This is a genomic window from Pseudomonas sp. GW456-E7 (assembly GCF_059424105.1).
In genome coordinates this window covers 1-20,247 of record NZ_JBWKZB010000007.1, presented here as the reverse complement: position 1 = coordinate 20,247, position 20,247 = coordinate 1, and the positions used below count along the sequence as shown (strand labels likewise).

The 20,247-nt window shown below is 60.9% G+C and carries 18 protein-coding genes; 15 read left to right on the top strand and 3 right to left on the bottom strand.

Translation table 11 applies throughout. From position 1 onward, the window contains the following. Window positions 1-43: 43 nt before the first annotated feature. The 3 genes from AC07YV_RS06970 to AC07YV_RS06960 all read right to left on the bottom strand — a co-directional run bounded on the left by AC07YV_RS06970 (window position 44) and on the right by AC07YV_RS06960 (window position 3,296). Window positions 44-1,531 carry a gamma-aminobutyraldehyde dehydrogenase gene (locus AC07YV_RS06970; RefSeq protein ID WP_081500976.1) on the bottom strand — a complete coding sequence of 496 codons (1,488 nt, stop codon included), beginning with the start codon at window positions 1,529-1,531 and terminating at the stop codon, window positions 44-46. Window positions 1,532-1,633: 102 nt separating this feature from the next. After that, complete coding sequence (locus AC07YV_RS06965; protein WP_007975056.1) at window positions 1,634-2,548, bottom strand: LysR family transcriptional regulator; 915 nt, start codon at window positions 2,546-2,548, stop codon at window positions 1,634-1,636. 343 nt (window positions 2,549-2,891) lie between these two features. Further along, window positions 2,892-3,296 carry a hypothetical protein gene (locus AC07YV_RS06960; RefSeq protein WP_146025343.1) on the bottom strand — a complete coding sequence of 135 codons (405 nt, stop codon included), beginning with the start codon at window positions 3,294-3,296 and terminating at the stop codon, window positions 2,892-2,894. Between the two features lie 249 nt (window positions 3,297-3,545). Here AC07YV_RS06960 and AC07YV_RS06955 point away from each other — a divergent pair, with 249 nt between their 5' ends. The 15 genes from AC07YV_RS06955 (at window position 3,546) to AC07YV_RS06885 (ending at window position 20,146) form a co-directional block, all read left to right on the top strand. Continuing rightward, on the top strand, window positions 3,546-4,268 hold the full coding sequence (locus AC07YV_RS06955) for a tellurite resistance TerB family protein (RefSeq protein WP_102699047.1): 723 nt from the start codon (window positions 3,546-3,548) through the stop codon (window positions 4,266-4,268). A 301-nt stretch (window positions 4,269-4,569) separates the two neighbouring features. Then, window positions 4,570-6,192, top strand: coding sequence for a methyl-accepting chemotaxis protein (locus tag AC07YV_RS06950; protein WP_102699046.1), 1,623 nt, complete (start codon window positions 4,570-4,572; stop codon window positions 6,190-6,192). Next, window positions 6,192-6,728 (top strand): chemotaxis protein CheW, encoded by a 537-nt coding sequence (locus AC07YV_RS06945; RefSeq protein ID WP_102699045.1) that lies wholly within the window; start codon window positions 6,192-6,194, stop codon window positions 6,726-6,728. The genes AC07YV_RS06950 and AC07YV_RS06945 overlap by 1 nt, the downstream gene beginning before the upstream one ends. After that, entirely contained in the window at window positions 6,725-7,996 is a 1,272-nt protein-coding gene (locus tag AC07YV_RS06940) for a CheR family methyltransferase (RefSeq protein WP_102699044.1), read from the top strand. Before AC07YV_RS06945 ends, AC07YV_RS06940 begins: the two co-directional genes overlap by 4 nt. Continuing rightward, the gene (locus tag AC07YV_RS06935) at window positions 7,993-8,673 is read left to right on the top strand and encodes a chemotaxis protein CheW (protein WP_102699043.1); all 681 of its coding nucleotides are present in this window, start codon (window positions 7,993-7,995) and stop codon (window positions 8,671-8,673) included. The genes AC07YV_RS06940 and AC07YV_RS06935 overlap by 4 nt, the downstream gene beginning before the upstream one ends. Continuing rightward, complete coding sequence (locus AC07YV_RS06930) at window positions 8,670-10,964, top strand: hybrid sensor histidine kinase/response regulator (RefSeq protein ID WP_102699042.1); 2,295 nt, start codon at window positions 8,670-8,672, stop codon at window positions 10,962-10,964. The genes AC07YV_RS06935 and AC07YV_RS06930 overlap by 4 nt, the downstream gene beginning before the upstream one ends. Continuing rightward, window positions 10,961-11,971, top strand: coding sequence for a chemotaxis response regulator protein-glutamate methylesterase (locus tag AC07YV_RS06925; RefSeq protein ID WP_102699041.1), 1,011 nt, complete (start codon window positions 10,961-10,963; stop codon window positions 11,969-11,971). The genes AC07YV_RS06930 and AC07YV_RS06925 overlap by 4 nt, the downstream gene beginning before the upstream one ends. Window positions 11,972-12,019: 48 nt before the next feature. Further along, window positions 12,020-13,021, top strand: a complete 1,002-nt coding sequence (locus AC07YV_RS06920) for a response regulator (protein ID WP_102699040.1) — start codon at window positions 12,020-12,022, stop codon at window positions 13,019-13,021. 207 nt (window positions 13,022-13,228) lie between these two features. Beyond that, a protein-coding gene (prfB, locus tag AC07YV_RS06915) for a peptide chain release factor 2 (RefSeq protein WP_095965010.1) occupies window positions 13,229-14,324 on the top strand; the annotation gives its coding sequence in 2 pieces (ribosomal slippage) (window positions 13,229-13,300 and window positions 13,302-14,324; 1,095 coding nt in all). Between the two features lie 95 nt (window positions 14,325-14,419). After that, the gene (gene lysS / locus AC07YV_RS06910; protein WP_033047908.1) at window positions 14,420-15,922 is read left to right on the top strand and encodes a lysine--tRNA ligase; all 1,503 of its coding nucleotides are present in this window, start codon (window positions 14,420-14,422) and stop codon (window positions 15,920-15,922) included. 111 nt (window positions 15,923-16,033) lie between these two features. Next, window positions 16,034-16,738, top strand: a complete 705-nt coding sequence (locus AC07YV_RS06905; protein WP_081500975.1) for a TetR/AcrR family transcriptional regulator — start codon at window positions 16,034-16,036, stop codon at window positions 16,736-16,738. A gap of 158 nt (window positions 16,739-16,896) precedes the next feature. Beyond that, window positions 16,897-17,451: a hypothetical protein gene (locus AC07YV_RS06900; RefSeq protein ID WP_102699039.1), complete on the top strand. Its 555-nt coding sequence runs from the start codon at window positions 16,897-16,899 to the stop codon at window positions 17,449-17,451. Between the two features lie 32 nt (window positions 17,452-17,483). Next, window positions 17,484-18,761, top strand: a complete 1,278-nt coding sequence (locus AC07YV_RS06895; protein WP_007975033.1) for a flavohemoglobin expression-modulating QEGLA motif protein — start codon at window positions 17,484-17,486, stop codon at window positions 18,759-18,761. A 144-nt stretch (window positions 18,762-18,905) separates the two neighbouring features. Beyond that, window positions 18,906-19,820, top strand: coding sequence for an alpha/beta hydrolase (locus AC07YV_RS06890; protein WP_102699038.1), 915 nt, complete (start codon window positions 18,906-18,908; stop codon window positions 19,818-19,820). Beyond that, window positions 19,817-20,146: a PA3694 family proteiin gene (locus AC07YV_RS06885; RefSeq protein WP_008051386.1), complete on the top strand. Its 330-nt coding sequence runs from the start codon at window positions 19,817-19,819 to the stop codon at window positions 20,144-20,146. The genes AC07YV_RS06890 and AC07YV_RS06885 overlap by 4 nt, the downstream gene beginning before the upstream one ends. Window positions 20,147-20,247: the final 101 nt, after the last annotated feature.

Below are 20,247 nucleotides of genomic sequence, written 5' to 3'. Positions count from 1 at the left end.
GAACGTGGTGAAGCATGCCGTTGGTGGCTTGTTATTAGCGTAGTCAGAGATGCTCGCCATGGCGGGCCATGATGTGCCGCACCACGCTGTAGTCCTGAAGCGAATCGCTGGACAGGTCCTTGCCGTAGCCCGAACGCTTCAGGCCGCCATGGGGCATTTCGCTGACCAGCATGAAATGGCTGTTGATCCAGGTGCAGCCGTACTGCAGGCGCGCCGCGACCTGCATGGCCTTGTCGAGGTTCTGGGTCCAGACCGACGACGCCAGGCCGTATTCCGAATCGTTGGCCCAGTCCACCGCTTGTTCCAATTCATCGAAACGGGTCACGGTGACCACCGGTCCGAACACTTCGCGCTGGACGATCTCATCGCTTTGCTTGCAGCCGGCCAGCAGGGTCGGCTGGTAATAGAAGCCAGCGCCGGAATGCACGGCCGCGCCGGTCACCCGCTCGATGTGCGGCTGGCCGAGGGCGCGTTCGACAAAACTGGCCACGCGGTCGCGCTGGCGGGTGCTGATCAGCGGGCCGATTTCGTTGTCGGCGTCGCGTTTGCCGGCGAAGCGCAGGCTGCTGACGGCCGCGCCGAGCTCGGCCACCAGACGGTCGTGAATCCCGGCCTGGGCATAAATGCGGCAAGCGGCGGTGCAATCCTGGCCGGCGTTGTAGTAGCCATAGGTGCGCACACCTTCGACCACGGCCTGAATGTCGGCATCGTTGCAGACGATCACCGGAGCCTTGCCGCCGAGTTCCAGGTGGGTACGTTTGAGGGTTTTCGATGCGGCCTGGAGGATTTTTTGCCCGGTGACGATATCGCCGGTCAGCGACACCATGCGCACTTTAGGGTGGCTCACCAGGTGGCTGCCGACGCCTTCGCCACCCCCGCAAACGATGTTGATCACACCCCGTGGCAGGATCTCGGCCAGCGCGGGTGCCAGGGCCAGGATCGACAGCGGCGTGTGTTCCGACGGTTTGAACACCAGGGTGTTGCCGGCGGCGAGGGCCGGGGCGATTTTCCACGCGGCCATCATGATCGGGTAGTTCCACGGCGCGATCGACGCCACGACCCCGATAGGATCGCGGCGCACCATGCTGGTGTAGCCCGGCAGGTATTCGCCGCTGAGCTGGCCGGTCTGGCAACGCACGGCACCGGCGAAGAAGCGGAACACGTCGACCGTGGCGCTCAGGTCATCCTGGCGGGCCAGGTGCAACGGCTTGCCGCAGTTCATGGACTCGAGGCGGGCCAGCAGGTCGGCGTTTTTTTCGATGGCGTTGGCGATGTCCAGCAACAGGTTCGAACGTTGCTGTGGCGTGGTCCGTGACCAACCGGCAAAGGCGCGGTGGGCGGCGAGGATCGCGGCTTCGACTTGCTCGGTGCTGGCTTCGGCGATTTGCGTGATGATTTCGCCAGTGGCCGGGTTGAGAATCGGCTCGACACAGCCTTGACCGGCGACTAATTCACCATCGATCAACAATGCGGTGAACAACGGGGTCTGCGCGCCGGCCATTTTTCGGGTTCTCTTTTCTTGTGTGGCCATGGTGTTCCCAGTGGTTGGGACCCGGCCGTCTTATATAGATGTAACAAGACTAGTTCGCGGGCCCGAGGACAACAAATACTAAATACTGAAGGTGGCGTTCGATTAAATAGATGGCTTGCGCCCGCCATGGGGTTGTTCGCGGGCGACCGTCAGGAATGGGTCCACCAGCGCCGGCCGGGCCGTGCCGCGACGCCAGGCGAGGCCGACATCCAGGGTCTGGCTGAGGTCGGCAATCGGTCGTGCTTCGATGATGTCGCCCTCCAGTGACCACGGGCGATAGGTCATGTCGGGCTGGATCGACACGCCCAAGCCGGCAGCCACCAGGCTTCGCACTGCTTCGGTCGAGGCCGTGCGCAGGGTGATGCGCGGTTGCAGCGAGGCTGCCGACCACATGCGTTGGGCGTTACGGTCCATTTCGTCGACGTTCAGTTGAATCAATGGCTCGCGGGCCACATCGGCGAGGTTGATGCTGTCGTGTTCCAGCAGCGGGTGCTGAGCCGGCAGCCATAGCCGGTGCGGCGAGTGGGTCAGCACTTCGGTCTGCAGAGCGTGACGGTCTTCGAGGTTGGAGAGGATCAGCACGCCGACATCGATCTCGCCGCTGACCAGCAAATGCTCGATGTACGGGCGCTCGTCTTCCATCACGCGGATTTCCACGTTGGGGTAGGCGCGCTGGAAACGGGTGAGCAAATCCGCCAGGTAATAACCGGCCACCAGGCTGGTCACGCCGACGATCAATTGCCCGGCGACCTGGTCGGTGCTCTGTTGCAGGCTGCGCTTGGCGTTATCCACGGTGGCCAGGATCAAGTGTGCCTGGCGCAGGAATTGATGACCCTGGTGGGTCAGGGTCATGCCCTTGGCGTGGCGGCTGAACAGGCTGACGCCGATTTCCTCCTCCAGTTGCTGGATGGCCAGGGTCAGGGTCGACTGGGAAATGAACGCGGTTTGCGCGGCGGCGGAGATCGAACCGGTCTCGGCCACAGCGATGAAATGGCGGATTTGACGCAAGGTCATCATGGATGAGCGTACCCGGTGGGTGGTTTTTATAGATTTGCTCGAGTGTATATCTTTTTTTCTGATGGGTAGGCTTGGGTGGAAGCTGTTTCGCGTCCCAATCGATAGCACGGGGCACCATCCATTTCCACGGGGCCATCGTCGAGACACCGTGTATGGGATGTTCACTCGCAAGTACGCCTTGCCGGATGCGGTGAATAAACCAGTCAGCTCGGAGAATTACCTGGTGACCTTGATCTGCCCCAGATCTGCTACGGTCGAGCTTGTCAGGAGTCTGTTGGCTGGCGCGCTCTGGAGAGGCGACCCTCAAATGCAAGTAGGAGGGTCGATGGCAGAAAGGATGGAATTAAGGATTAACGTTGAAATCAATAGTTACGGTTTTGCCGTCTTTTGCTTTAAAAACAGCCGTTCCGTTATAATGGGCATAACCGGTTTTTTCGATGTGTAGTGTGCCGGTATCTGCTTCATACCTTTCAGATTTTATGGCGACTTGCCAGAAGTTAGCATGCCTAATTTCAAAGGGATAGTTCAGTAGATAGGTTCCGTTTTGGACAATAGTTGTGAAAGTTATCACTGCAGCTTCTGTGTCCAGTGAGCCGATTAATCCATTGAACCCGGATCCTGTTATATATTTAATGTTGTTGAATGTAAATTTCTGGGTGCCAATTTTTACCGTTATATGCCCATTTAATGGCGTTTTTTCATCATTCTTAAAATGCTCACTTACAATTTCTTCAGCTGACTTGGACATGGTTTTGTTCTCTTGAGTTTAGTAGTTGCGGCAACAGGAAAGTAAACAGAAATTCCCGGTCTCGATACTGTTATAAATGACAGTTTGTTATATCGATTTGTTATGTTGCTCAAGCGCTGGCTTGTTTGTGGTGTATTTAAGCCAACTAGCAGCAACATCTGGAATTACTCCTCCCCAGGAATCATCGGGCACTTTCGAACTAGGCTGGTGGCCTCAAGGTTCGGATAAACCTTTTAGTGGAGGCAAAAAATGAACACCCGTGGATTGCTCGATCAACTCCTCAAGTCCGGCCAGGACATGTTGCAGAACAAGGCGGGCGGGGCGCAGAGCAAGTCGTCCGCAGGCGCGCCGGGTGGATTGCTCGGTGGTAACGGCGGCTCGGGCAGCCTTGGCAGTTTGCTCTCCGGCGCAAGCGGCGGGGCATTGGCGGCAGGTGCGATGGGCTTGCTGCTCGGCAGCAAGAAGGCCCGCAAGGTCGGCGGCAAGGTTGCGGTCTATGGCGGCCTCGCCGCGTTGGGCGTGCTGGCCTACAAGGCCTACGGCAACTGGCAGGCCCAGCAGGGCACTGCGCCAGAAACGGAACCGCAAACCCTCGACCGCTTGCCTGCCGCGCAAGTCGAGCAGCACAGCCAGGCGATTCTCAAGGCGCTGGTGGCCGCGGCCAAGGCTGACGGGCATGTCGACGAGCGTGAGCGCGCATTGATCGAGGGCGAGTTCATCAAGCTCGACAATGACCAGGAGCTGCAACACTGGCTGCACGCCGAACTCAACAAGCCGCTGGACCCCGCCGACGTCGCCCGTGCCGCGCGCACGCCGGAAACCGCCGCCGAGATGTACATCGCGAGTGTGATGATGGTCGACGAGGAGAACTTCATGGAGAAGTCCTACCTGGATGAGTTGGCGCGGCAACTCAAGCTGGAGCCGGGGTTGAAGGCTGAACTGGAGAAGCAGGTTCGCCAGGCTTCCCTGTAAACCTTCCGCCCGCCTTCGCGAGCAGGCTCGCTCCCACAATGTTTGGCGAATACAGATCCACTGTGGGAGCGCGCCTGCTCGCGAAGGCGTTTTCAGCCACGCCGCATCCCCTATGGCCGATCCATCGCCCGATTCTACCCAATCACCCCTAACACCCATTCCCTCAAATGGCGGACAGTCCCACCCAGAGCCCATCCCGCCTTTTTTCAACGGGATGAGAAGTGGGTTGCATCCGTCTTATAAATGAAACACCACCCTCGGCTATACTCCCCGCATTTCGAATCAGGCCCGAGGATTGACTGTGAAGAACTGGACGTTACGCCAACGCATTTTGGCGAGCTTTGCGGTAATTATCGCCATCATGCTGCTGATGGTGGTCGTCTCGTATTCGCGGCTTCTGAAGATCGAAAGCAGCGAAGCCAGCGTTCGTGAGGATGCGCTACCGGGCCTGTATTACAGTTCGATGGTGCGCAGCGCCTGGGTCGACAGCTACCTGCGGACCCAGGAAACTCTTGGCTTCAAGGAGGGGGAGGGGTTCAGCGCCGAGCAGGCGGAGAACTTCAAGACCTTTGAGGCGCGTCTGCAAGAGCATATGCAGAGCTATCGCGGCACCATCGCCACCGATGAGGACAAGGTCGAGTACGCTGCCTTCGAAAAACTTCATGGCGACTACAATCAGGTCCTGGCGACCGTGCTCGACTTGCACAAGCGCAATCAGAGCGCCGAAGCCATTCGCCTGTTCAACGAGCAATTGACTCCGGCGTGGACCGCGGGGCGCATGAAGCTCAACGACATCATCCGCGAAAACAAAGCGGTAGCCGACGCTGACATCGCGGCCATCGACGATGCGGTGCTGACGGCAAAAATCATCATGGGCATTTCCCTTCTGGTGGCCGTCCTGGCTGCCGGCCTGTGCGGTTTGCTATTGATGCGCGCCATCATGGCGCCGATGAACCGCATCGTGAGCATCCTCGAAATCATGCGCACCGGTGACCTCAGCAGCCGCCTGAATCTGGAGCGCAAGGACGAATTCGGCGCGGTAGAGACCGGTTTCAACGACATGATGACCGAGCTCACCTCGCTGGTGTCCCAGGCACAGCGTTCATCGGTGCAGGTGACCACGTCGGTCACCGAGATCGCCGCCACCTCCAAGCAGCAACAGGCGACCGCCACGGAAACCGCCGCCACCACCACGGAAATCGGCGCGACCTCCCGTGAAATCGCCGCCACCTCCCGGGATCTGGTGCGCACCATGACCGAGGTCTCCACCGCCGCCGATCAGGCTTCCGTGGCCGCCGGCTCGGGGCAACAGGGGCTGGCGCGCATGGAGGAAACCATGCACTCGGTGATGGGCGCGGCCGATCTGGTCAATGCCAAGCTGGCGATCCTCAACGAGAAGGCCGGCAACATCAATCAGGTGGTGGTGACCATCGTCAAGGTGGCCGACCAGACCAACCTGTTGTCGCTCAACGCCGCCATCGAGGCCGAGAAGGCCGGTGAGTACGGGCGCGGTTTTGCCGTGGTCGCCACCGAAGTACGGCGCCTGGCGGACCAGACGGCGGTGGCCACCTACGACATCGAGCAAATGGTGCGCGAGATCCAGTCGGCGGTATCGGCCGGGGTCATGGGCATGGACAAGTTCTCCGAGGAAGTGCGTCGCGGCATGTCCGAGGTGCAGCAGGTCGGCGAGCAATTGTCGCAGATCATCCATCAGGTCCAGGCGCTGGCGCCGCGGGTGCTGATGGTCAACGAAGGGATGCAGGCCCAGGCTACCGGTGCCGAGCAGATCAACCATGCGCTGGTGCAGTTGGGTGATGCCAGCAGCCAGACAGTCGAGTCTCTGCGCCAGGCCAGTTTCGCCATCGATGAACTGAGCCAGGTGGCCGTCGGGCTGCGCAGCGGCGTTTCGCGATTCAAAGTCTGATGAGCGAAATCACGGCCAAGCGCTCTGCCGTGAAGCAGGCGCTGCATGCATTGTTTCTGGTGTTTCGCATCGGCAGCGAGCGCTATGCCTTGAAGGCTGTCGAAGTGGCTGAAGTGCTGCCGCGCCTGCCCTTGAAGCCCATTGCCCAGGCCCCCGCCTGGGTCGCCGGGGTGTTCGCCTATCGGGGTGCCGTGGTGCCGGTGATCGACTTGAGTGCACTGACGTTTGGCGCGCCGGCGCAGGCCCGTACCAGCACCCGGCTGGTGTTGGTCAACTACCGCCCGGATGAAACCGGCGAGACACAACTGCTCGGGCTGATTCTGGAACAGGCGACCGACACCTTGCGCTGTGATCCGGCGGATTTTCAGCCCTACGGCCTGGACAATCCCCAGGCGCCTTACCTGGGGCCGGTGCGCAAGGACGAGCAAGGCTTGCTGCAGTGGGTACGGGTCAGTGATCTGCTGAACGATCAGGTGCGCGCCTTGTTGTTTCCTTCGCCGCCAATGGATCCGGCGCTGCTGGAGGTGCGGCCATGAGCAGCGACCAGCGTTTTTTCGACTTCCTCAAGGAGCGTATCGGACTCGACGTGACCTCGGTGGGGCCGGCCATCATCGAGCGGGCGGTGCGCCAGCGCAGCGTGGCTGCGCAAGCAGCCTCGGCCGATGAGTATTGGCGCACCTTGCAGGGCTCACGGGACGAGCAACAGGCATTGATCGAAGCGGTGATCGTTCCGGAAACCTGGTTCTTCCGGTATCCGGAATCCTTCGCCACCCTGGCGAAACTGGCGAGCAAGCGTCTGGCTGAAATCAACAACCTGCGCGCCCTGCGGATTCTCAGCCTGCCGTGTTCCACCGGTGAAGAACCGTATTCAATCGCCATGGCGTTGCTCGATGCCGGACTCAAGCCGCACCAGTTCAAGGTCGACGGCATGGACGTCAGCCCGTTGTCGGTGGATAAAGCCAGGCGAGCCTTGTACGGCAAGAATTCCTTTCGGGGCGACGACATTGCGTTTCGCGACCGCCATTTCATAGCCGAAGGCGACGGCTATCGCCTGGAGCCGCGCGTGCAGGAACAGGTGCGCTTGCAGGTCGGCAATCTGCTGGACCCGGCCTTGCTGGTCGGTGAACCGCCATTCGATTTCGTATTTTGTCGCAACCTGCTGATCTATTTCGACCAGCCGACCCAGAAGCAAGTCTTTGAAGTGCTCAAGCGCCTGACCCATGACGACGGCGTGCTGTTTATCGGCCCGGCCGAAGGCAGTCTGCTGGGGCGTTTGGGGATGCGCTCGATCGGTATCGCGCAGTCCTTCGCTTTCAGTCGACAAGGGACTGCGGAGCCTGAATCCTTGCCGGCATTCGTTCCAACCCCCTTGCCTGTGCCGCAACCGCTGCGCAATCGACCTGTTGCGCCGGTGCGCAGTCGTCCGTTCGCCAGTGTCGTGCCACTGGCGCCCGTGCCGAAAATCGCTGGCACCGATACGGCCGTGCTGCTGGCGAACATCGCCGGGCTGGCCAACGAAGGCAAAAGCGCCGAGGCAAAGGCTGCGTGTGAAAGCTATTTGCGCAGTCATGAACCGGTAGCCCAAGTGTTCTATTGGCTGGGACTGCTCAGTGATGTCGCGGGAAACGTCCTGGAAGCCCAGGGCTTTTATCGCAAGGCGTTGTACCTCGAACCGCAACATCCCGAAGCGTTGATGCACCTGGCCGCCTTGCTGCAGGCCCAGGGTGACGCGGCGGGGGCCAGACGATTGCAGGAACGTGCCGCCCGCAGCGCACGCGCCGCCGACAGTGAGCGTAAACGATGATCGCCTCCGACACCTTCAGCGTCACCCGGGATGCCCAGGCCATCGACGATTGCTGGAACCGCATCGGTATCCACGGCGACAAGTCCTGCCCGTTGCTGGCCGAACATATTCATTGCCGCAATTGTGCGGTGTATTCGGCAGCCGCGACGCGTCTGCTCGATCGTTATGCCTTGCAGCAGCAAGAGCGCGGGCCAGTGTCCGTCGCGCTCGAGAGCGAGGTGAAAACCCGCTCGTTGTTGATGTTCCGTCTGGGAGAAGAGTGGCTGGGCCTGGCCACGCGCAGCCTGGTGGAAGTGTCACCGTTGCAGGCGATTCACTCTTTGCCGCACCAGCGCTCCCGGGCCTTGCTCGGCGTGGCGAATGTGCGCGGCGCGCTGGTCGCCTGCCTGTCGCTGGTGGAACTGCTCGGGCTCGACGGCACCGGCAATGTGGCACCGGGTGCGAGGGTCATGCCGCGCATGCTGATCATCGCGGCCCACGGCGGGCCGGTGGTGGTGCCGGTGGACGAAGTCGACGGGATTCACTCCATCGATGAGCATATCCTCGATAGCGCATCGCGCTCGGGGGCCCAGGCCAGCGCCAAATACACCCGTGGTGTGTTGCAATTCAAAGGTCGCAGCCTGCGTTGGCTGGATGAAGAACAGCTGTTGTCCGCCGTGACCCGGAGCCTCACATGACCCCCGAGCAAATGCGCGACGCCTCTTTGCTGGAGCTGTTCAGCCTGGAGGCCGAAGCCCAGACCCAGGTCTTGAGTGCCGGCCTGCTGGCGCTTGAGCGCGATCCGACCCTGGCCGATCAGCTTGAATCGTGCATGCGTGCGGCGCACTCGCTCAAGGGGGCGGCGCGGATCGTGGGCGTCGATGCCGGGGTCAGCGTTGCCCACGTCATGGAAGATTGCCTGGTCAGTGCCCAGGAAGGGCGCCTGTTGCTGCGCCCCGAACACATCGATGCGTTGCTGCAAGGCACCGATCTGCTGATGCGCATCGCCACGCCGGACAACAACCCGCAGGCCGCGGACATTGAGGCTTACGTAACCTTGATGGCACGCTTGCTGGATCCGGCGGCGCCGCTGGTTGCGCCCGCCGAACCGGTCATGGCCGAACGGATTATCTCCGAGCTCATGCTCGAAGCACCTGCCCCCGAAGTCGAGCCGTCGGCGCCTGTCGTCGAACCCCCTCCGACACCAGCCCTGCGCAAGACCAAACGCACCACCGAAAACGGCGAACGAGTGTTGCGCGTCACCGCCGAGCGCCTGAACAGCCTGCTCGATCTGTCGAGCAAATCCCTGGTGGAAACCCAGCGCCTCAAACCGCACCTGGCGACCATGCAGCGACTCAAGCGCATGCAGAGCAACAGCCTGCGAGCGCTGGAGAATCTCAACGTTCACCTCAAGGATCACGCCTTGAGCCTGGAAGCCCAGGAAGCCCTTGAGGATGCGCGGCGCTTACTGGCGCAATCCCAGCAATTGCTCATGGAAAAGAACGCCGAACTCGATGAGTTCGCCTGGCATGCCAGCCAGCGGGCACAGGTGTTGTACGACACGGCGCTGGCCTGTCGCATGCGGCCCTTTGCCGATGTGTTGACCGGGCAGGTGCGCATGGTCCGTGATCTGGGGCGCGACCTGGGCAAACAGGTGCGACTGGAAATTGAAGGCGAGAAGACCCAGGTCGATCGCGACGTGCTGGAAAGGCTCGAAGCGCCGCTGACCCACCTGTTGCGCAACGCGGTCGACCACGGCATCGAACTCCCGGAACAACGCCTGCTGGCCGGCAAGCCGGCGGAGGGTCTGATTCGCCTGCGCGCTTCGCATCAGGCCGGTTTGCTGGTGCTTGAATTGAGCGATGACGGTAACGGCGTGGATCTGGAAAAAGTCCGTCGCAGTATCGTTGAACGAAATTTGTCCCCTGCGCAAACCGCCGCGCAGTTGAGCGAAGAAGAGCTGCTGACGTTCCTGTTCCTGCCTGGTTTCAGCCTGCGCGACAGGGTCACCGAGGTGTCCGGTCGTGGCGTCGGCCTGGATGCGGTGCAGCACATGGTCCGGCAGTTGCGCGGTGCGGTGGTGCTGGAGCAGACGGCGGGCGAGGGCAGTCGTTTCCATCTTGAAGTACCGTTGACCCTGTCGGTGGTGCGCAGCCTGGTGGTGGAAGTCGGCGACGAGGCCTATGCCTTTCCGTTGGCGCACATTGAGCGCATGTGTGATCTGGAGCCGGCGGATATTGTGCAGGTCGAAGGTCGCCAGCATTTCTGGTACGAAGGCCGGCATGTCGGGCTGGTGGCGGCCAGCCAGTTGCTGCATCGCCCGGCCAGCCAGAACAGCGGGCAAACCCTGAAAGTCGTGGTGATTCGCGAGCGCGATGCGATCTACGGCGTGGCCGTGGAGCGGTTTATCGGGGAGCGGACATTGGTGGTGCTGCCGCTGGATGAGCGTCTGGGCAAGGTGCAGGACATTTCCGCCGGGGCCCTGCTCGACGACGGCTCGGTGGTGCTGATCGTCGATGTCGAAGACATGCTGCGGTCTGTGGAAAAACTGCTCAACACCGGACGCCTGGAACGCATCGCCCGCCACAGCAATCAGGTGGTCGAGGCGGCCCGCAAGCGAATTCTGGTGGTGGACGATTCCCTGACCGTGCGAGAGTTGCAGCGCAAGCTGTTGCTCAATCGCGGATACGACGTGGCGGTTGCGGTAGACGGCATGGACGGCTGGAACGCGTTGCGTTCGGAGGATTTCGATCTGCTGATCACCGACATTGATATGCCGCGCATGGACGGTATCGAACTGGTTACGTTGCTGCGTCGGGACAATCGCCTGCAATCGCTGCCGGTGATGGTGGTGTCCTACAAGGATCGTGAGGAGGACCGGCGCCGTGGACTGGATGCCGGGGCCGACTATTATCTAGCCAAGGCCAGTTTTCATGACGATGCCTTGCTCGATGCAGTGGTCGAGCTCATTGGAGGAGCGCGTGCATGAGGATTGCAATCGTCAACGATATGCCCATGGCGGTGGAGGCCCTGCGCCGCGCCCTGGCATTCGAGCCGACACACGAGGTGGTCTGGGTCGCCGGCAATGGCGCCGAAGCAGTGCGCCTGTGCGCGCAGGACACGCCGGACCTGATCCTGATGGACCTGATCATGCCGGTGATGGATGGCGTCGAGGCCACGCGGCGGATCATGGCCGAGACCCCGTGCGCCATTGTCATCGTCACCGTGGATCGCCAGCAGAACGTGCACCGGGTGTTCGAGGCCATGGGCCACGGTGCGCTGGACGTGGTCGACACCCCGACCGTCGGCGCTGGCAATCCCCAGGAAGCGGCTGCGCCGTTGTTGCGCAAGATCATGAACATCGGCTGGCTGATCGGCGACAAGGGCAACCGCCCGCGCCCGGCGCCGGCACCGTTGCGCAGCTCGGGCTCACGCCAGAGCCTGATCGCCATTGGCTCATCCGCCGGTGGGCCGGCGGCGCTGGAAGTCTTGCTCAAGGGCCTGCCGCGTGATTTCTCTCCGGCCATCGTGCTGGTGCAGCACGTTGACCAGGTGTTTGCCGCCGGCATGGCTGAATGGCTCGGCAGCGCCAGCGGCCTCAACGTGCGCCTGGCCGAGGAAGGCGAGCCGCCGCAAAGCGGCACGGTACTGCTGGCCGGCACCAATCACCATATTCGCTTGCTGAAAAACGGCACGCTGGCCTACACCGCCGAACCGGTCAACGAAATCTACCGGCCCTCCATCGATGTGTTCTTCGAGAGCGTGGCCAGTTACTGGAACGGTGACGCCGTGGGGGTTTTACTCACCGGCATGGGGCGTGATGGCGCCCAGGGGCTTAAACTCATGCGCCAACAGGGCTACCTGACCATCGCACAAGACCAGGGCAGCAGTGCGGTGTACGGCATGCCGAAGGCGGCCGCAGCTATCGACGCTGCCGTGGAGATTCGCCCGCTGGACAAGATAGCGCCACGATTGCTGGAGATTTTCGCCAAATGAGCACCTTTTTCCTCATTCCTGGCTCAAGTAGTACTCAGGTGACCGCACATGAATGAATTACAGCTCGACGACTTCAAGACCGATGAAAACGCCGCCATGGTGTTGCTGGTGGACGATCAGGCCATGATCGGCGAAGCCGTGCGCCGGGGCCTGGCGAACGAAGAGAACATCGATTTCCACTTTTGCGCCGATCCACACCAGGCCATCGCCCACGCGGTGCGCATCAAGCCGACGGTCATCCTGCAGGATCTGGTCATGCCCGGCCTTGACGGCCTGAGCCTGGTGCGCGAATACCGCAATCACCCGGCGACCAGGGACATTCCGATCATCGTCCTGTCGACCAAGGAAGATCCGCTGATCAAGAGCGCGGCGTTCGCGGCCGGGGCCAACGATTACCTGGTCAAGCTGCCGGACACCATCGAACTGGTCGCGCGCATCCGCTATCACTCGCGGTCCTACATGACCCTGCTGCAACGGGACGCGGCCTACCGCGCGTTGCGGGTCAGCCAGCAGCAACTGCTCGACACCAACCTGGTCCTGCAACGCCTGATGAACTCCGATGGCCTGACCGGGTTGTCGAACCGTCGGCACTTCGATGAATACATGGAGCTGGAGTGGCGCCGTTCGCTGCGTGAGCAGAGCCAGTTGTCGTTGCTGATGATCGATGTCGACTACTTCAAGGCCTACAACGACAGCTTCGGCCACCTGGAAGGCGATGAAGCCCTGCGCAAGGTCGCCACGGCGATCAAAGAAGCCAGTGCCCGGCCTTCGGACCTGCCGGCCCGCTACGGTGGCGAAGAGTTTGCCTTGGTGCTGCCCAACACCTCCCAGGGCGGCGCGCGGCTTGTCGCCGAGAAGCTGCGCCAGACCGTGGCAGCCCTGAAGATCCCGCATAACTCGCCAGCCGAAGGGTCGAGCCTGACCATCAGCATCGGCCTGTCGACCATCACCCCGAAAGCGGGCAGCAACTGCCGCGACCTGATCCTGGCGGCGGACAAGGGGCTGTATTCGGCGAAGAACAACGGGCGCAATCAGGTGGGGATTGGGTGAACGCCACGCCCCTGTAGGAGCGAGCCTGCTCGCGATGGTCGTTAACGATGACGATGGCTATCTGAATAAACGCGGTGCCTGAGCGTTTCTCGCGAGCAAGCTCGCTCCTACAGGGACTTGGCATTTCGGCCAAGCGGACTGCCGTTTTCGGCTGTTTCCCGGTATACTCGCCGGCTTTCAAAAGTTCGCCAACGAGTGCTGCCCGTCATGGAAATCAACCCGATCCTGAACACCATCAAGGACCTGTCCGAGCGCTCCGAAACTATTCGGGGGTATCTTTGACTACGATCAAAAGCATGAGCGTCTGACCGAAGTCAATCGCGAGCTTGAAGATCCGAGTGTCTGGAACAAACCTGAATACGCCCAGGAGTTGGGCCGCGAGCGCGCTGCGCTGGCGCAGATCGTCGATACCCTGGACGAACTGAACACCGGTCTGGCCGATTGCCGCGACCTGCTGGACATGGCCGTCGAAGAAAACGACGAAGGCGCAGTGGACGATGTCGTCGCCGAGCTGGCCCGACTCGAGGAAAGTCTGGCCAAGCTGGAATTCCGTCGCATGTTCAGCCACGAAATGGACCCGAACAACGCCTATCTGGACATCCAGGCCGGTTCCGGCGGCACCGAAGCCCAGGACTGGGCCAACATTCTGCTGCGCATGTACCTGCGCTGGGCCGACAAACGCGGTTTCGACGCGACCATCATGGAATTGTCCGCCGGTGAAGTCGCCGGGATCAAGGGCGCGACCGTGCACATCAAGGGCGAATACGCGTTTGGCTGGTTGCGCACCGAGATCGGCGTGCACCGCCTGGTGCGCAAGAGCCCGTTCGACTCCGGCAACCGTCGCCACACCTCGTTCTCCGCGGTGTTCGTCTCGCCCGAGATCGATGACAAGGTGGAAATCGAAATCAACCCGGCAGACTTGCGGATCGACACCTATCGTTCCTCGGGTGCCGGTGGTCAGCACGTAAACACCACCGACTCGGCCGTACGTATCACCCACGTACCGACCAACACCGTGGTCAGCTGCCAGAACGAACGTTCCCAGCACGCCAACAAGGACACCGCCATGAAAATGCTGCGGGCCAAGTTGTACGAGCAGGAAATGCAGAAGCGCAACGCGGCGTCCCAGGCGCTGGAAGACACCAAGTCCGATATCGGCTGGGGTCATCAGATCCGTTCGTACGTGCTCGATGCCTCGCGGATCAAGGATCTGCGCACCAACATCGAACGCAGCGACTGTGACAAGGTGCTCGATGGCGACATCGACGAATACCTGGAAGCGAGCCTGAAGTCCGGGCTGTAAGTTTCTGACACACCGCGATCCCCTGTAGGAGCCGGCTTGCCGGCGATCCCCGGCCGCAGGCCGGGGAAAACGAACCAGATGGAATATTTAAAGACATGAGCGACCTAGAACTCGACCCGCAAGCCCTGCAACAGGAAGAAAACTCCCTGATCGCCCTGCGCAAGGAAAAGCTTGCTGCCGAGCGCGCCAAGGGCAATGCCTTCCCCAACGACTTCCGCCGCGAAAACTACTGCGATGCACTGCAGAAACAGTACGCGGACAAGACCAAGGAAGAGCTGGCAGAGGCTGCGATCCCGGTCAAGGTTGCCGGTCGTATCATGCTCAACCGTGGCTCGTTCATGGTGATCCAGGACATGACCGGTCGTATCCAGGTCTACGTCAACCGCAAGACCCTGTCCGAAGAAACCCTGGCCGCGGTGAAAACCTGGGACATGGGCGACATCATTGCTGCCGAAGGCACCCTGGCCCGCTCCGGCAAGGGTGACCTGTACGTTGAAATGACCAACGTGCGCCTGCTGACCAAATCCCTGCGCCCGCTGCCGGACAAGCACCACGGCCTGACCGACACCGAACAGCGCTACCGCCAGCGCTACGTTGACCTGATCGTCAACGAGGACGTGCGCCAGACCTTCCGCGTGCGTTCGCAAGTCATCGCCCACATCCGCAGCTTCCTGATGAAGCGTGACTTCCTGGAAGTGGAAACGCCGATGTTGCAGACCATTCCGGGCGGCGCGGCAGCCAAGCCGTTCGAAACCCACCACAACGCGCTGGACATGGAAATGTTCTTGCGTATCGCGCCGGAGTTGTACCTCAAGCGCCTGGTTGTCGGCGGCTTTGAGAAGGTGTTCGAGATCAACCGCAACTTCCGTAACGAAGGCGTTTCGACTCGTCACAACCCTGAATTCACCATGTTGGAGTTCTACCAGGCCTACGCCGACTACGAAGACAACATGGACCTGACCGAAGAACTGTTCCGTGAACTGGCGCAGCTGGTTCTGGGCAGCACCGACGTGCCGTACGGCGACAAGGTGTTCCACTTCGGCGAGCCGTTCGTGCGCCTGTCGGTGTTCGACTCGATCCTCAAGTACAACCCCGAGCTGACCGCTGACGACCTGAACGACATCGACAAGGCTCGCGCCATCGCCAAGAAAGCCGGCGCCAAGGTGCTGGGCTTCGAAGGCCTGGGCAAGCTGCAGGTGATGATTTTCGAAGAGCTGGTCGAGCACAAGCTGGAACAGCCGCACTTCATTACCCAGTACCCGTTCGAAGTGTCGCCGCTGGCCCGTCGTAACGACGACAACCCGAACGTCACCGACCGATTCGAGCTGTTCATCGGTGGTCGTGAAATCGCCAACGCCTACTCCGAGCTGAACGACGCGGAAGACCAGGCCGAGCGTTTCATGGCCCAGGTGGCCGACAAGGACGCCGGCGACGACGAAGCCATGCACTACGACGCCGACTTCGTGCGTGCGCTGGAGTACGGCATGCCGCCAACGGCGGGTGAAGGCATCGGTATCGACCGTCTGGTGATGCTGCTGACCAACTCCCCGTCGATCCGCGACGTGATCCTGTTCCCGCACATGCGGCCGCAAGCGTAAGTGTTTCAATTAAAAAACCGCCTTTTCAGGCGGTTTTTTATTGCCTGTCTGGTACAAACGTATCAACTTGTTAGTTTCATCTGAGAGGAAATACCTGTCGTGATTCGTGCAATGGCTCAAGAAGGTGCAGCGGGTATCGCCACTGCGGTCGCTGAAAGTGTTCAGTACCAGGGCCGCAAGGCCAGCCGACAGGGCAGTGAGCAGCGTCGACAGGACATTCTCGACGCCGCGATGCGCATTGTCGTGCGCGATGGCGTGCGCGCCGTACGGCACCGTGCGGTGGCCGCCGAGGCGCAAGTGCCGTTGTCGGCGACCACTTACTATTTCAAGGATATCGATGACCTGCTCACCGATACCTTCGCCCAATACGTGGAACGCAGTGCCGCGTACATGGGCAAGCTGTGGGTGAACAACGAGGGCCTGCTGCGCGACATGATCGCCAGTGGCGATGGCAGCCCGCAGGCGCGCTCGAAACTGGCGGACGATATCGCACGGCTGATGACCGATTACGTTCACCGGCAACTGATCAATCGCCGCGAACACCTGATGGCCGAGCAGGCGTTCCGCCAGGAAGCGTTGCTCAACCCGCGCCTGGCCGAACTGGTGCGTTCGCATCAGCAAATCCTGTTGCAGGGCTCTTGCCAACTGTTCCAGGTGCTGGGCTCGCGGGAGCCGCATCAGGATGCCAAGGTGTTGACGGCAATTATCGGCCGGATGGAATATCAGGGCCTGCTCAACGTAGACGAGCCTGCCGCCGAAGAGGAAATGCTCGGCATCCTGACGCGCTACATGCACCTGGTGCTGGCGTCGGAGTAGTCCCGGCTGGTGCTTTCCCCTGTGGGAGCGAGCTTGCTCGCGATAGCGGTTTACCATTCAACATTAATGTTGTCTGACACACCGTCATCGCGAGCAAGCTCGCTCCCACAGGGGAATGTGTCCACCTTGGGGCGGTGTGTATTCATAGGGAGTATTGAATGAAAGCCTGGCGTGTCGTTGTGATCGCCTTGTCGTTCTTGCTGCTCAGTGGCTGTCTGGTGTCCTTCAAGGAACCGCTGCCTGCAAGCGACCCCGCGCCCAAAGGATTACTCGGCAAATGGACCAGCACCAATGCCTGGGGCGAGGCGCTCAACCTCGAACTGACCCGCCTCGGCGACAACCGCTATCAGGCCGTCAGCTATTACCGGGCCAGGCCCGGGGAGCGGGAGGCCTATCCTTTCACGGTGTCGCGTCATGGCAGCCGCTGGTACCTGTCGGCGAAGGTGCCGGCGCAGTTCGGCGGGCATTTCACCCTCGGCGGTTTTGAACTGACCGACAAACATGAGTTGGTGGTCTACAACCTCGACCTCGACCAGATCAACCAGGCCATCAAGCAAAAAGTCCTGAGCGGTGAAAGCTTCCAGACCCGCGATGGCGATGGCGTATTGATCGACAGCCACATGGATCAAGTCGCCGCCTACCTCGACGACCCGGCCAATTCCGATGTGTTCGTCGAAGCGGTGCGCTATCAGCGCCAGGCCAAAGCCAAGTAAGCAGCACCCACAGGTTTCTACAGGAGTTTCGCGTGGACGATTACCAACAGTCGATACGCATTTTGTCCGATCGCATCGTGCTGGCACAGACGCCGATCCGCGTACTCGATGCGGTCAAATGGGATGACAACATTCGCAAGGGCTTCCTCAAGGCCAAGGGCAAGGAAATGCCGGCGGTGGACCGCGACTACTACCTCAACCGGCCGCTGGCGTTCGACTCCAGCAAAGTGAAGCTGGAGTTCCAGAACATCGAGCGCGACATCACCCGCCAGCTCGGCCAGTTCAACCCCGTCGGCCAGATCATGCGGCGCATGTGCAAGGAGTACCGCATGGTGGTGCGCATGCTCGAAGCGCGCGGCACCGAGGATTTCGGTCTGATTTCCCAGGAGTTGTACGGCGCCGCGTCCGACGCATTCCATGCCGGCGACCCGACCCTGTCCGACCTGGGCATGATGCTGTCCGAATACCTGAACAACATCGACGGCCGTGGCGACCTCAAGGACGAGCCGAAGACGCTGACGGCCAAGGATGCGGTCGACTTGTTGCAGCACCGGTTGAACAAGGTGTTTGGCGAAGCCGAGGAAACCATCCGGGTGTTCGAGTCCGACGGCATCGTCGCCGATGCGGCGGCCGGCGCCGACTACATCAAGATCCGCTCCGACGCGATGTTCAACCAGCGCGATGTGCGCGCCCTGGAGGTCCACGAGGGGCTGGTGCACGTCGGCACCACGCTCAACGGCCTGAACCAGCCGATTTGCACCTTCCTCGCCAAAGGCCCGCCCTCGTCGACGGTGACCCAGGAAGGCCTGGCAATCCTGATGGAAATCATCACCTTCGCCTCCTACCCGAGCCGTCTGCGCAAACTGACCAACCGCACCCGCGCGATACACATGGTGGAGGAGGGCGCGGATTTCCTGCAGGTGTTCGAGTTCTTCCGTGAGCAAGGCTTCGAGATGCCCGAGAGCTACAGCAACGCCAGTCGCGTGTTCCGCGGCTCGGTGCCGACAGGTCTGCCATTTACCAAAGACTTGTCCTACCTCAAGGGCTTCATCATGATTTACAACTACATTCAACTGGCCGTGCGTAAAGGCAAGCTGGAGCAGATACCGCTGTTGTTCTGCGGCAAGACCACCCTGGAAGACATGCGTACCTTGCGTCAGCTGGTGGACGAAGGCCTGGTGGTGCCGCCCAAGTACCTGCCGGAACAGTTCCGCGACATGAACGCGTTGTCGGCGTGGATGTGCTTCTCCAACTTCCTCAACCACCTGAGCCTGGACCGGATCGAGGCGGATTATTCGAATATCCTGTGAACAATGAATTCCCCTGTGGGAGCGAGCTTGCTCGCGATAGCGGTCTCACATTCAACACTTCTGCTGTCTGATACACCGCCATCGCGAGCAAGCTCGCTCCCACAGGTGATGTGTTCCAGCTCAATACTTGCGAGGTTTCAACGGATGAGAATCCTCGGCATCCTCTGCCTTCTCCTGACCTTGAGCGGTTGCAGCTCGCTGCTGTTCTATCCGGAACCCGGCCAGTTGTTCACCCCGGAAAAGGCCGGGCTTGAATACCGCACCGTCACCCTGAACACCGCCGATGGCCTCAAGCTCAATGCCTGGTGGCTGCCGGTGAAGCAGGGGGTTGAGGTCAAGGGCACGGTGCTGCACCTGCATGGCAATGGCGGAAACCTGCCCATGCACCTTGGCGGCAGTTTCTGGTTGCCGAAAAATGGTTACCAGGTGTTGCTTGTGGACTATCGCGGTTACGGCCTGTCCGAAGGCGAACCCAGCCTGCCGGCGATCTACCAGGACATCGATGCGGCGTTCGCCTGGCTGGACAAGGCGCCGGAGGTTCAAGGCAAGCCGCTGATCCTGCTCGGCCAGAGTCTCGGTGGCTCGATGGCCGTGCATTACCTGGTCCAGCACCCGCAACGGCAGAAACAACTGAAGGCATTTGTCCTCGACGGCGTGCCCGCCAGTTATCGCAGTGTCGGTCGGTATGCGCTGAGTAATTCATGGGTGTTCTGGACGTTCCAGGTGCCGTTGTCGTGGCTGGTGCCGGACGGCGACAGCGCGATCAACTCCATGGCGCAGCTTAAAGATGTGCCGAAACTGATCTACCACAGCATCGACGATCCGATTGTGCCTCTTTCCAACGGCATCCGACTGTATCAAGCTGCGCCGCCCCCGCGGGTGTTGCAACTGACCCGTGGCGGTCACGTGCAGACGTTCGCCGACCCGGTCTGGCGTAACGTCATGCTGCGCTATCTCGATGACCCGCAGCATTTCAACGGCCTGCGCCGCCTGGGTGAAATCCCCAATTACCCGGCACCCCCGAATACTGAAGATGAACCACCAGAGAGTCCGCAATGAGTGAAGAACGTAACGCCATCCCGCTGATCATCACCGGTATCTGCAGCATCCTCGGCACCGTCGGTGCCCTGTGGTGGTACGGCTACCTGCACTTCGCCAAACCCGAGGATGCGTTGCTGCTCAACGAATTCACCATGCTCAAGACGATTCCGGGCGAAGACTACAAAGTCTCCCTGGAACCGGCGGCGCAAGTGGCGCAGTGCATCGATGGCGTGCTGGTGCTGTTTGACATGGAACAGAAAGGCCTGACCGGTGTGCTGGTCGACAGCAAGAAAAAAGCCGTGCGTTGCATGGGGCAGGAGACGCCGCAGAAGCTGGAGCAGTAACCCGGTTCCAACTCACAACACAGATCCAATGTGGGAGCGGGCTTGCTCGCGAAGGCGGTTTAACTTTCAGCAATAATGCTGACTGATACACCGCCTTCGCG